Annotated in this window: 8 protein-coding genes and 3 tRNA genes; 2 read left to right on the top strand and 9 right to left on the bottom strand. The window is 49.3% G+C overall.

Annotation, left to right across the window (positions count from 1 at the left end; translation table 11 throughout):
- Positions 1-225 precede the first annotated feature (225 nt).
- On the bottom strand, positions 226-3285 hold the full coding sequence (locus ACWHYD_RS19010; protein ID WP_447963579.1) for a P-loop NTPase: 3060 nt from the start codon (positions 3283-3285) through the stop codon (positions 226-228).
- A gap of 297 nt (positions 3286-3582) precedes the next feature.
- Entirely contained in the window at positions 3583-4236 is a 654-nt protein-coding gene (locus ACWHYD_RS19005; protein WP_447963578.1) for a hypothetical protein, read from the bottom strand.
- A 195-nt stretch (positions 4237-4431) separates the two neighbouring features.
- Between ACWHYD_RS19005 and ACWHYD_RS19000 the strand changes: the two genes are divergently transcribed.
- Positions 4432-4770 (top strand): hypothetical protein, encoded by a 339-nt coding sequence (locus tag ACWHYD_RS19000; RefSeq protein ID WP_447963577.1) that lies wholly within the window; start codon positions 4432-4434, stop codon positions 4768-4770.
- A 130-nt stretch (positions 4771-4900) separates the two neighbouring features.
- On the opposite strand, the gene ACWHYD_RS18995 is transcribed toward ACWHYD_RS19000, so the two are convergent.
- Complete coding sequence (locus ACWHYD_RS18995; RefSeq protein ID WP_447963576.1) at positions 4901-5524, bottom strand: thermonuclease family protein; 624 nt, start codon at positions 5522-5524, stop codon at positions 4901-4903.
- A 215-nt stretch (positions 5525-5739) separates the two neighbouring features.
- Here ACWHYD_RS18995 and ACWHYD_RS18990 point away from each other — a divergent pair, with 215 nt between their 5' ends.
- Entirely contained in the window at positions 5740-8079 is a 2340-nt protein-coding gene (locus ACWHYD_RS18990) for an arylsulfatase (RefSeq protein WP_447963575.1), read from the top strand.
- A 211-nt stretch (positions 8080-8290) separates the two neighbouring features.
- Here ACWHYD_RS18990 and ACWHYD_RS18985 read toward each other — a convergent pair.
- The 6 genes from ACWHYD_RS18985 to ACWHYD_RS18960 all read right to left on the bottom strand — a co-directional run bounded on the left by ACWHYD_RS18985 (position 8291) and on the right by ACWHYD_RS18960 (position 13187).
- A tRNA-Lys gene (locus ACWHYD_RS18985) sits at positions 8291-8366 on the bottom strand.
- 51 nt (positions 8367-8417) lie between these two features.
- Entirely contained in the window at positions 8418-9089 is a 672-nt protein-coding gene (locus ACWHYD_RS18980; protein ID WP_447963574.1) for a hypothetical protein, read from the bottom strand.
- Positions 9090-9814: 725 nt separating this feature from the next.
- Positions 9815-9890, bottom strand: a tRNA-Lys gene (locus ACWHYD_RS18975).
- 147 nt (positions 9891-10037) lie between these two features.
- A tRNA-Arg gene (locus tag ACWHYD_RS18970) sits at positions 10038-10113 on the bottom strand.
- A 148-nt stretch (positions 10114-10261) separates the two neighbouring features.
- Positions 10262-11170 carry a hypothetical protein gene (locus ACWHYD_RS18965; RefSeq protein WP_447963573.1) on the bottom strand — a complete coding sequence of 303 codons (909 nt, stop codon included), beginning with the start codon at positions 11168-11170 and terminating at the stop codon, positions 10262-10264.
- Positions 11171-11174: 4 nt separating this feature from the next.
- Positions 11175-13187 (bottom strand): ATP-dependent helicase, encoded by a 2013-nt coding sequence (locus ACWHYD_RS18960; protein ID WP_447963572.1) that lies wholly within the window; start codon positions 13185-13187, stop codon positions 11175-11177.
- Between the last annotated feature and the right edge of the window lie 132 nt (positions 13188-13319).

Here is a 13319-nt window from a genome sequence, read left to right as displayed (position 1 = left end):
AGTGCTTTAAACAACACCGGTTTCTGGATATGTATGTAAGAGGCCAACGATCGAAGCCGGGCGTCAGGAATACAATTAGTGTCAACCTCACGGGCGTTAGAAGATCTCACGCCTCTGGAGTTTTTTTAATTGGCGGATGCATGTGGGATTGAAGCAGCAGGAGTGGAAAGTATCTCATAATCTCGGCTCCACATTGGGGGAGGTCAGGGTTTTTATAAGGGAGACTTATGGCAATGCAAGTTTGTCAGCAACCGGACCTCGTGCGCAGAATCCTGGTTCGAATGTCAATTCAAGACCTGGCCTGAGAATAATTCCAGAAAAATTAGAACCTGGGCAAAAAAACTCTGGATATCCATAACACTGAATAAAAGCATATCCAGATTTTACACTCAATACTTCTCCTGCAAACCTACAGGACAAATTTTTATTTTTTGGGTCTGGAGGCCGAAATTGAATTGTTTTTTGCTCAGGTCCTGGAAATTGTTGTTTCGTTGTTTCTTCAAAAACTTTAGCTGCCGCGGTGAAATCACCATTCATAAAAAGCATTCCACCTAATGTTGCGATGAACCTTGGGTCACTATAACCATACAATGTGCTTAATTGGAGAATAGCAATTGCCTTTGAATAAGGCTCTCCATACTCAATTAATGCCCGAGAGTATTCTACACAAGATCGAAACTCAGTCGCGTTCGCCTTAACTACAGTTTTAAGCACATCCAAGGCTTTTTTGATTGCACCATTTTGACGATAGGCCCGACCTAAAAGATAGGGGGCAATAATGCTACCAGGATTTTCAGATACCGCTTTCTCAAGAAATTCGATGCGAGAAGGTTCATCTTTTACCCATTGCTGAACCTTTGATGATGTCACCCATAGACCCTCACGTGATCGGACGGACCTCAGACCTTCTTCGATTACTTCTTCTGTTTTTCTTATATAGTCTGTTGCCTCCTCTAAAGTAGGAGCTTTCTTTGCCCAACTCAAAAACAATTCTGCCAAACTTTGCCATGAATATTCATCACGGTTGTTCATGGCTAGACAACGGCGAAACTCTCCTTCGCTCTGGACTAGACGTTTGCGAGCTATTTCAATACTTATGTTGCTCATCGCCATCTCATAAAGAATTACTCCTTTGGTGTGATGGAGAATTCGCTCTCTTGGGGCAATCTGCAATCCTTGTTCAATTTGACCTAATGCTAACTCAGATCGATTTTGTCTCAAAAGCATTCGTGCATAGTGTTGTCTAACATAGGGATTGTCCGGATCTTTCTTAATTGCAGAATCAAAAAACTGTGTTTTCCCCTCTAGGGTTCGGATGCAATCCACTAGGCGGTCCGATTTAATGAAGTTGTCAAAAGATTCGCGGTCTATTCGATAGGTAAGATTGAGGGAAGTTATGCCTGAGAGAATAATTTTTTCCCTTTCTCCTAGATTTCCGCATCGTTGCCAAACTATTTCAGCAATTAATCTGTGGCGGGTTCTGGCAGCATAATGACCATAGCTTTCGTCCAAACATTCGTAAATGATCACCCCTTCAGTACTATCTCGTGTTTTGCGATACATTTCGTCTATTGGGAGCTTTAGAAGATCTGCAAGCAATGTATCTCTTGCCAGAGCGCCGTGCTGGTGAAAACATGAAACAATAAGATACAAATCTTTGGAAGGTGCATCTGCAATATTCCTATATTCGTCCTCTAAAATGGCATCAAAAGCCTTTCCCTCTGTTGTTTCTCGCATTGCAACAAGCAATTCTTTGTTGTGTTTTTGTTTAATAGCTGCATGTCTAAAATTATCATCTAGGTCCTTTAAGAGGCCCAAGGAATTATTTTCTTCCAAAACCTTGATTAGCCGAAAAATTTCAGGATCGCTCAGTGGGTCCAAAACATATTCATCTCCTGCCAATCTTGCCCTTGTTTGCCGCCATTCATTGAGCCGTTCCCCCAGTAAAAAACAAGCTGTTTTGCCAGCATCTCTTAACCTTTGGGTTATACTGCCTAAAGTAGAATTGTGCTCGGCGGGATTGTCAATGATAAAAAATGGACGTTGAGGGAAAATTGAAGCGGCGAATTCTAAATCCCCTTCTCTAATTGCAGTATTAGGTTTGTGCATAAATACTGGTCCAGCATGATCTTTAACTAATTCCACAGCCAAGCTCATTAATAGGGTGCTTATTCCATATCCAGCCGGGCCAAGAGTTAGTATAATTTTTGGTATATTATTACTACCGGTGGCATAGTCTAAAAGGCCATTGTAAACCTGTTCTTCTATATCTCTTTCAAATTGAATTCGCTTGGCAATCAAAGCCCAATTCGGTCGATCTCCGAAAAGGAAAGATTTAATATTGGGTACTTCATCAAAATTTTCTTGGTTCACATAAGACCAGCAGGTTAGGAGTCTAGTCGTGGCTGCTGGGAATCTTTCAAAAGAATCAATTAGGTCTGTAGGAATTCTTTCTCTTATCCTGTTTATGCGGTCCCAACTAACATTAATCTCCGTGAGTTCAGATGAGGCAGCTTCAACAAAATCTTCAAGTGATAAGTCCAAGGTTTCTATTCCTTGTGATTCCAGTATTTCCTTATCTAATTGGTCAGTTCCGGGAGCGATGCGGTATGCAGGCGGAAGTTGGGTCGGGAAAATATCCGTTTTCAACTCTTCAAACACTACTTTCCAATTAGAGTCTTGGTTAGAATAACCGATATACAGGGCTGTGGAAGTTGCGAATTCTTTTTGCAAAACATTAAACATCATTCTCCGCTTTTCTCTATATCGCACGTAATCATCTTCGGTAATAACAATGCTAGGGTTCGATTCCCCAAAAAGATTCCCATGCAAGTGGTAGATGGGAACCTGAAATCTTGGATCAAAATCTACAATTTCTGAGCTAATTGCTATAGTGACAGGGGTTTGTGAGGGAGAAGGGTTAAGATCATACGCTCTTTGGATTCCATTGTCGTAATTTGTAGTAAAAATAGCTTTCCATCTAAGTGTAAAAAGCCATCGCAGCTTGGAATCGGGATCTAGGCCTTCTAGCCGCCTCTGAAGGAAGGCCACCAGCTCAGATTTCCCTTTTTTTCTTATGGTTACAACTTGAGTTATTTTAGGAAGAATATAATTCGTCGTTTCTATAGAAAACTCCTCCGCTATTTCTTTTGCCAAACTTGTAGCGTCTGGCGCGAATCTTCCCGCTTCCCCTTGAAGGTGCCCACCAATTCCCGCACCCACAAAAAGAACACACTCTCCTGATTCTAAGGAACGCCGAAGTGCAAGAGGTAAGGGGTTAGGCAAGTTCAGGCCTCCATAATAAAGTTCATTCTGAGAATTGGGTAAAAGTATCTCCCTTGAGGTCCATAGTATCGATTGTATTTGAACTCATCCTTAGGATTCAAAGACTATTATCCTAAATACAGATGGGGAAACTTCTTCTGTTGATTCAATGGGTCTCAACAATGACTGCTCTATCCCCGATTTGGTGGACATATCTGAAAAGTCCTATAGCTGGTGAGGAGGCGTGACATGGTGAAACTCAGAAAGTCTAGATAGGACCTTGGGCGGACTTTTGTGATCCAGCTCCCATTTCCAAGTTCATCGGGAATGTGTGACCAAACAGTCTCGCCGCCAAATGACATATGCCGTAAAAGCTAAGAGTGAAATGAAGAACGCGATGCGGATGCGTCCGTATCCAAAGCATGCAAAGTTGGTGGTGGCATTGAGAATGCCAAAGCCGGCATAGGCCAGGAAAAGAAATAAGGCCCAACGACGCAGCTTGAGAAAGCCATATCCTATGGCGACATGAAGCGCAGGGGATTGCGCTTTGAACAAGAGACCTAAAATGCCGGTAGGTTTGGTGCAAAAGACGGACAGGTGGTATTCGGGGTTCACCAAAATAATATACAGGTCCATGAGGGCTGTCCACAGAAACAACCCGCCAAGAAACCGCAGGTCGTGAGCGCGTTTCCAGGCAAGGCGTAACGTGTCCAATTGGCCTGGTGGAGTTGGAAGATAGGCTTGAAGACACCACCATGGCAAAATAACCAACATGCCAAAGAACAAGCCCGCTCCCGGTCCCCCGATGGCTCCAAGAGCCCAGGTGGAGACACCGAGCAGGCTTCCCACCATTAGCACCCAGATCATATGAACGGGATACCCCCGGACCAGGTGTCCAAGTCCTGGAAGGAAAGTCGAGAGAATCCCCCCAAGCGGAGACGTGCGCGAATGATCGGATGCAGAATAATTCACTTCAGATTTCATGGGAAGGAAAATGATAGAGATGTAAGTGCCTGAGGACAAGCCGGGCAGAGGGGGTCTGTTGAAAAAAGCCGCCAGCGGCGTTCTCGCCATTTTTCCGTGCTCACGTACTAAGCGTACGCTCCGCGCGTAAAAACGGCTGCGGCCTTGCTGGACGGACTTTTTTGAACCGACCCGGAGCCTTTGATGAGTAATCTAATCCTGGGCAAATTTGTCCTTGAAAATCTTTATTATTTAACACTCCCAGAAGAGATCGACAGGATGCCATCGAAAATACTCGGCCTGATGAAAATGAGATTTCAACGCCTTATTCGCCGGAACTTCTACTCGATCGGCAGGCTTGTGGAGAAAGGCAAGAGCGCCGTGCTGATCGGTTCTGAGTCTCTGATCAAGGTCGGTGAGTCCGGTGATGACCATGACCGGAAGATAATAAGCAATCTAGGGTGGGCTGCTGAGGACGTTGCTATGGTCAAAACACTCATCCAGCCTAAGGAAAATAAAACACATGTATTTCCATGCGGATGAATGAATAGAAGGGATAGGCCAAATTTGGCTTCAGTGGACCATACCGCTTGCGACCACGGTGGCGCACTCGCATGTTACCGAATACGTGGACCGTTTCTATTTTCCTCTTCACCAGAATCGATTCCGGTTTCTATGAGCACCAATCCCTTTTCCCTTCCCGAAAGGGAGTGGCAAGTCCTTGGCTGACTAAGAGCTCGGAAAGATCCTGGTCATCAGCAACCAACCGTCCCACGATTTCTCTCCGGTCTATCGAGGAGGAAATGAGCTCAATGTGAACGGCGGAGGAAAGAAATCCATGGATGAGTTGCTGGGCCTGTCGGCCCAACAATGTTTCTTGTTCACAGGACGCCTTGATGTGCGGAGTTCGGATGCCTGCAAGCCGGATGACTAGGCGTTTTGCAGCAGGCGCGTTCGTCTGTTGGAAAGAAAATTCGCACTGGTTACTATCGGAGCAGCCCTGGTACACAAGTGCAGAAAAGGTGGATGTCTCCGGCAGTTGGGAGGTTTCCGGGAATGGGAGCATGCGATTGGGATCCACATAAGCGGGTAGTCCCGGGAGCGAGTCCTGCGAAGGCGTAAGAATCGACCATTTATAGCGACCCGGGTTAAACTCTCCGTCGATACCGAACACACCGACAATCCCTTGTTTGTAAAAGTATCGCCGCTCAAGGACTACGCCCTCGGTCTGGGCAACCAATTCTTCGCCCAACAGCGAAAACAGACCAATTACGAGTAGGAAAACGCGGGGAATCATGGTAAGAAATCCTAGCACTTCTGATTTCTTGGGAAAAGTCGGGCTAAGCGATGGTATATCGCTTTTTTTGATAAAAGCGTATATTTCTTCCATTCTCTTGAAGGTAGATTTTGCCCTTGACGGTATGTCCTAATTTACCCTGGTGTTTCCTCACCATACCTCACGATCCCATGCTTTGCGATTGATCAGTTGTCGTAATAAGGAGAAGAGTTCTCATGAAAAAAATCCAGATGCTGCTTTTCATCTTACTTACTGTACTCTTCCACGCAACGGTCTCCGCCCAGGAAGTGCTTCCCCGACCGGAAGGACCCTTTGAGGGAAAGATTGGATTGACGTACAAAGATTCCCAACCTGTCAAACCTCGGCTGAAGGTCCCTGAAACGTTTGGCTTGACCGATCCACCCAATATTCTCATTGTTCTGCTTGATGACGTGGGTTATGGGCAGATGGGCACCTTCGGTGGCGCCATTCCGACTCCCACCTTAGACCGCATTGCCAATAATGGGTTGCGTTATACCCGGTTCCACACCACGGCGCTCTGCAGCCCAACTCGGGCAGCACTCTTGACGGGGCGCAACCACCACTCCGTGGGCACGGGGGTCATTGGCGAAGCCGGAACTGGCTTCCCTGGGTATACCGGCATTATCCCGGCATCGGCCGCGACCTTTGCGGAGGTGCTTCGGGAGTACGGATACGCCAATGCCTGGTTTGGCAAAAACCACAATGTTCCAGACTGGGAGACCAGCCTTGTGGGGCCCTTCGATCGTTGGGCGGGTGGATTGGGGTTTGATTACTTTTACGGCTTCGTCGGTGGTGATACCGACCAATTTCATCCGGCCTTGGTCGAAAATAAGAAACGTATTGAACCCCCTGATACCAATGAAGATGGCTCGCCGTATCACTTGACGACAGATCTGGCTGACCACGCCATCCGGATGATCCGGGCGACTAAAGCCGTGGCCCCCCAACGACCGTTCTTTGTGTACTTCTCCACCGGTGCCACCCATGCTCCGCACCAGGTGCCACAGGAATGGATCGCCAAATTCAAGGGACAGTTTGACATGGGGTGGGACCAATATCGAGAGCAGACCTTTGCGCGACAACAGCGCCTCGGGGTTGTTCCTGCACACGCACAACTCACCCCGCGCCCTGCCTCGTTACCAGCCTGGGATTCATTGCCTGAAGATGAACGGAGGGTGTATGCCAGGATGATGGAGGTCTTTGCCGCCTTCACCGCTCATACCGACCATGAGGTAGGACGGCTCATCGATGCGATCGAGAATTTGGGGCAACTGGATAATACCCTCGTGATCTACATGGCCGGGGACAACGGGTCGAGTGCCGAAGGAGGCTTACATGGGCTGCTCAATGAAATGACGTTCTTTAACGGGCTTCCCGAATCGTTGGAGGCTAAGGTCGCTTCCCTCGACACCCTAGGGGGAGAGAAACATTACAATCATTTTCCCGCGGCTTGGGCTTGGGCCATGGATACGCCGTTCCAGTGGACGAAGCAGATTGCCAGCCATTTTGGTGGAACGCGCAATGGCCTCGCCATTTCATGGCCGCAGCGCATCAAGGCGCGAGGGGAAATCCGAAATCAGTTCCACCATGTCATCGATATCGCCCCGACTATTCTGGAAGCCGTTGGCGTGCAAGCCCCGGCTCAATTCAATGGAGTTGCCCAAAAGCCCATTGAGGGGATCAGCATGGCCTATACCTTTGATAATCCGGATATTCCCGATCGGCGAACTACCCAGTATTTCGAGATGCTCGGGAACCAAGGCATTTACCATGACGGATGGATGGCCAGTGCAATACGTGGGATACCCTGGCTCAGCGAGAACACCCCTGCCGACCTGCTGGACATGTCCTGGGAGCTCTACCATGTGGAGGAGGACTTCAGCCAAGCCGTGAATCTTGCAGAAAAGAATCCGGAGAAGCTCAACAACCTCGTCAAACTCTTCTTTGCCGAAGCTGCGAAATATAACGTTTTGCCTCTCGATGATCGGAAAACCGAGCGGTTGAATGTGGCAAACCGCCCAAGCCTCACAGAAGGTCGTACCTCTTTCACCTATCCGAACTTGCTTCGGCTTCCTGAGGGGGCCTCCCCTGATCTCAAGCACAAGGATCATACGATTACCGCCAAGGTGGTAATCCCTGAGAGTAAGGCTGAGGGCATGCTCTTCACTCATGGAGGTCGCTTTGGGGGGTATGGGCTGTATGTGCAGAAGGAACGCCTCATCTATCACTACAACCTCGTTGGTGTCGCACGGTATACCATCATGTCTAAGGAGCCCATTCCGGTAGGAGACGTGACGCTCAAAGCCGTGTATAAATCGGACACGGACAAACCGTTTGCCGGAGCCACCGTGACCCTTTATGCGAACGGGAACCCAATCGGGGAAGGCCGAGTGGAGAAAAGCATTCCGAACCGCGTGACTCTTGACGAAACGCTCGACATTGGTTTTGACACGGGTACGCCATTGACAGAAGGATATGAGTTACCCTTCAAATTCACGGGCCAATTGGCGGCAGTGACCATTGAATTGAACTAACGCATCAGTACTACATCGGTCCCAGAATGGTTGATGCTAGCTCTTATCGCCACAAGCGTAAGTGGTCAAAATTTTGTCTGATCCCCTATGGTCAAACAAAGCCTGCCGTTAAATACGGAGGAACGCGTTCGCCCGATTTCCAGAAACAGATTTAAAACGGGTTTTTTGGAAAGAGGGTCCGGGCAGGAACGAGGTAGGTGCTTGATTTAAATGGTGGGCCGTGTAGGGGTCGAACCTACGGCCCGCTGATTAAGAGTCAGCTGCTCTACCAACTGAGCTAACGGCCCCACCGAGATAGAGAATATTGAAAAAATCCACCGGCTGCGATCTTCTTACTCCTATCGCACCTCCTCCAGATAGAAATCTGATTCCCCGTTTGTCGAATCAATATTTCCCTCTGCTGCAAAGAGGAAGCTCCCAAGTTCTACTTCCTTCTTAAAGGTCCCCGAAAAAGACAGCTCGACTCGCCGCGCAGAACCGGCCTCCCCATGAGGGGAAATCGACCGAAGGTTTCCTTTGGCCTCAAACATGATCTCTTGCGGGGGATTACTATCAGATTCCGTAAGCGACACGTATCCGGTGATTGGCAAGGTTCCTTCCCATCCGATTCCGACCTCGGGAATTTCTGCTCCACCCAAATTAGTCACTCGGCTAATTTGGCCCTCGACAATCGGAACTTCGACCGTGTCCGGCCTGGTTTCCTCCCTGTCGCTAAAATCGATAACCAAATCGATCTGGCCCAGTTGAGTCAAACCCGCAGTCGTTGAATCTTGGAGCGAATACATGCCGGTCATCTTCACGCGACCGCGACCCATGTGAAATTCACCATACCCGGGGTTGAATTGATAGCTGGAGATCCGCTGGTAGTTGTCCCGATAGGAAGGGAGATCCTCTGCAGAAAAAAGTCCCGTGTTCGTAGGTCCAAAATCAAGGCGTTCAATAACCGAGCAAGACGCAAAGAATGCAGAGAGGACTGTAAGCAGGATAAATTTGTGGTTCTGTCGTGTCAAAATTACCTCCTTTACCTCATTAATGAATAATTATTTTGGAAGAAAAAAAGGATAAATGATTAGCCATACTCTTTCAACCTTACAAGAAAATGGATTAGATCCCCGCTATAGAAGCGTGTTCTAGAAGGACATTCAATAATGCTGACCTGAATTTTTCTATAAATGGAGTTGATTCTGCTGAGCAGGCAAACCTTGTCTGCCAACTATGAATGGTGGGATGGTCTAATTGGATGAAGGGGGGAGTGGAGATGTATGTCTCCCCTGAAGAGGTGAAGGGACTTCGAAGTTATCGAGAGAAATCTTATGTCGGATTTTCGAGGACAATTCATCCTAATTCTAGATCTTTGAGAAGAAATTTCTTGAGGACCTCACACTATCGGATGTGAATCCTTTGAATCGCAGCGGAAACTCCCAAAGGGAAAATCTCTAGGTTATTGAGGGTGAGTTAGGATCATGCGGTCTTGAAACACTGCCTGGGTCTTGGAGCCCAACGAGACTTCGTGTCGACCGATGCGTCTAGGAATGTCACATGGCCTCCACCAGATAACGAACGAGATCGAGTGCTGATACCTGTGGAATGGGAACTCAAGCGACTAGATGAATGAGGAAGGTTGTGGGCAGAAGGATGTGGAGAAATTGGGGGGCGCTCTTTTATTTCCACCGCTCTTCCAAGGGTAATTTGGTTTCGTATTGGATTGGTGTAGGTCTAGATGTTGGGATAAATATGGTGGGCCGTGTAGGGGTCGAACCTACGGCCCGCTGATTAAGAGTCAGCTGCTCTACCAACTGAGCTAACGGCCCCACCGAGATGCAGAATATTTTAGAAAAGTATTTTACGGTTTTTCCAGAACCTCGTCTGGATATCGGAGAATTCTCCCTCCCCTATCCCCTCCTTACAAATGAAAGGGATCATTTTCATCTCTTTATTCGCTCAAAAATTCATGTGCATGGTGCGCCTGACAGGATTTGAACCTGTGGCCCCTTGCTCCGGAGGCAAGTGCTCTATCCACTGAGCTACAGGCGCAAAATTGTGTTCATTGGCAATTACACCGGCCTCTAGTTCTTGTGGCCTCTCAGCCATGAGAGAGGGAAAACAGAGGACAACAGCCCCGGAAAAGTCCTGAAGCTAGCATGGATGTTTAGGTGATGTCTACCTGCCGGAGGCCATGAATTTATTCGCAGGAAGGCGCCGGTTCCATGCTGCCTTGGTACTGCTCAAAGACCGCGGTGGAGGCCTGGACCAGTTCCGGTGATTCCCCTAAGACCGTGGTTAACAATAGTTCGACATCCTGTGGCGTAAGGCCATTGGACGGGGCAATGAAGCGTTTACGCGCGATCTGGCGTTCCTCCGGATCATCGGGTTCATAATAGCCCAATAATTCTCCTGATTGCACCGCATCCGTTAATCGTTGGGTCCATTGGTCGATGAGTGCCGGTGTCCAGTTTTTTGTGGTCAGGTGATCCTGGAAGAGTTCCAATTTTGTCCAGAGCACCCAGCCGACAAAGACGGCCCAGGTTTCGTTCATGACTTCCCACGTATCCTGATCCGAGAGAAATCGAAGTTCGGTGGCCCCTTTGAGTTGGCGAATAGGATTGATGCGGACAAACCGGTAATGGCAGGCCATCTGGTTGTTGGCGGCCTCCAATACCTTCTGGTCTTCCGCGGTCAGAGCCTGCCCATGGTCAGTGGCGTAGAGATAGTCCAGATAGGCATGCAGGAGTTCATGATAGAGCAGGGCAACATCATGGTGGGTCATCCGGGCCAGATCGGCCAACGCGCCCCCGGCTTCATTAAAGGACAGACGCAGGTTGAGAATCATGGTGTGATCGTGTGGATGATATTCTGCTGCATAGGTGCGGAGGTCTTCGAAGTGTACCGTGACAAATGTGGGGTCGATGTGTTTGAGGAACCCCGTTGGCAGCCCCAGGGTATCGGCTTGCTGCAGAAGGGCAGGCCACGGATGCCGAGGGTTGGGACGACTTGAGGTGGTGTCCTCAGCGGACCAGGCTTGGCTTGGCATGTTCACACTTATCAGACTGACCAGAATGGCCAGGCCCAACATCCGACCGAAATATGACACTGTTTTACCTCCAGGAATAGGTTTGATCTTCTTCAACTAAACTCCAAGTGTCGAAATAGGATGGCGGGATGTGATCCAGATACCGTGAGGGTTTCGTGAGGACCGATCCGGTCATTTTATCGTACACATTGATGGGGTAGGTGAGGAAGAGGTGTTGTTTGGCTCTGGTGACCGCGACGTAGAGCAGACGGCGCTCTTCTTCCAGTTCTTCAGGGCCCATGAAGGAGTAGGCTGAGGGAAACCGTCCGTCCACCAGCCAGATGACAAAGACGCATTGCCACTCTAAGCCTTTTGCCGAATGAATGGTGGAAAGAATCAGCCGCTCATCGTCCCGATCGGGGGCATCCACGTCCACCACACTTTCATTCGGGGGCTCGAGTGTGAGATCGGCCAGGAAGTCGTTGAGACTTTCGTAACGTTCCGCCATGACGGATAAATGTTCCAGGTCCCGAATCCGCTTGGGGTAATCGTCATACTGGTCTTTGAGGAGAGGAACATAGTATTCCATCATTTCCCCGAGCAGCGCGGCGGGGGTGAGGGGATCTTCCATGACCTGATCCAGTGTGGCGGCCAGTTGGCGCAATCCCGAGGCGGAGCGGCCGGTGCTGTGCTTTAAGACCTCATACTGGCCATGGGCTTGGAGGATGGACGCGATCAGGTCTTTGGCTTTTTTGGGGCCGACCCCTTCGAGGAGCAAGAGGAGCCGGTTCCAACTGACGGTGTCCAACGGATTGTGAATGATCCGCAAATGGGCCATGAGGTCTTTGACATGCGCCGTTTCGATGAATTTGAACCCGCCGCGTTTTATGAATGGGAGGTTTCGGCGGGTGAGTTCCAATTCGAGGTCAAAGGCATGAAAGCTGGATCGGAACAGCACTGCGATCTCATGTAAGGGGATACCTTCTTCCCTTAATTCCAGAATTTTTTGAGCGATGAATCGCGATTGGGCATTTTCCCCCATCGCCTCTACGACGGTGGGTAATGGTCCTTCCTCCTTCCGCGTAAACAGCGTTTTACTGTATTTTTCCGGCGCTGCTTCGATGAGTTTGTTGGCCAGTCGGAGAATCGGTTGCGTGCTCCGGTAGTTTTCCTCCAATTTGTAAATGACGGCCCCAGGGAAGAGGTCGGGAAATTCCATAATATTGCGGAAGGTGGCGCCGCGAAAGGCGTAGATAGATTGCGAATCGTCGCCCACCACCATGACATTGTCATGGGTGGCCGCCAGATTGCGGACCAATGAGGCTTGCAGGCGATTGGTGTCTTGATATTCATCCACCAAAATATAGCGAAAGATCTGACTGATGGTTTCTCTGGTCGGTTGGTCGATGACCAGGAGTTCAAGGAGTTTGACCAGGAGGTCGTCGTAATCCACGAGTTGCCGTTGGCGCTTGGCGGCCTCGTAGGCGGCCTGGAGTTTCTGGAGTTCTCCGAGGTACTCCCCGAAGTGGCTATATTCGTTGATGACAATGTTTTCCAGGCTTTCCAGTGTGTTGGCCGTTTTGCCGAATATTTCGGATAGGGTATGTTTGCGCGGGAACCGTTTGCCGGTATCATTCAGCCCCAATTGGCCGCGGAGGAGGCTCAGGAGATCTTCAGAATCTCCACGATCGAGTATCGTAAACCCCGGTTCCAGGCCGACGGGGCGTCCATATCGTCGAAGGAGGATATTGGCCATGGAGTGAAAGGTCCCACCGCCGACTTGCTGGGCGCGGAGTCCGATGAGGAGTCCGACCCGGCTGAGCATTTCCTGTGAGGCTTTTCGGGTAAAGGTCAGGAGTAATATGGAGCTGGGTACAATGCCCAGGTCGATGAGTCTGGCGACCCGGTACACCAGGGTGCGTGTTTTTCCGCTGCCGGCGCCCGCAATGACGAGGGCTGGACCTTCCACGGCTTCCACTGCGGCGAGTTGTTGGGGATTTAATTCTTCCGCGTAATTACGGGATAATTTTGGTGGAGTAGACTCCTCCAGTGGGCGTTTCAGGACATAAACTTTGGATGGTGGCGTAGTGGAATCCATGAATCCATGGGCAGGAATTGACGGGAGATAAGAACCCGAGTTTCGTCTTTCGAAGACCTTTGGCCGTGTATAGCATACGTGGTGGTGGGTTGCAACGCGAATGATATTAGGCTTGGACAGGTCTTCTATCCT

It is taken from the genome of Nitrospira sp. Ecomares 2.1, assembly GCF_965152585.1.
This window is presented reverse-complemented; position numbering and strand designations above follow the sequence as displayed.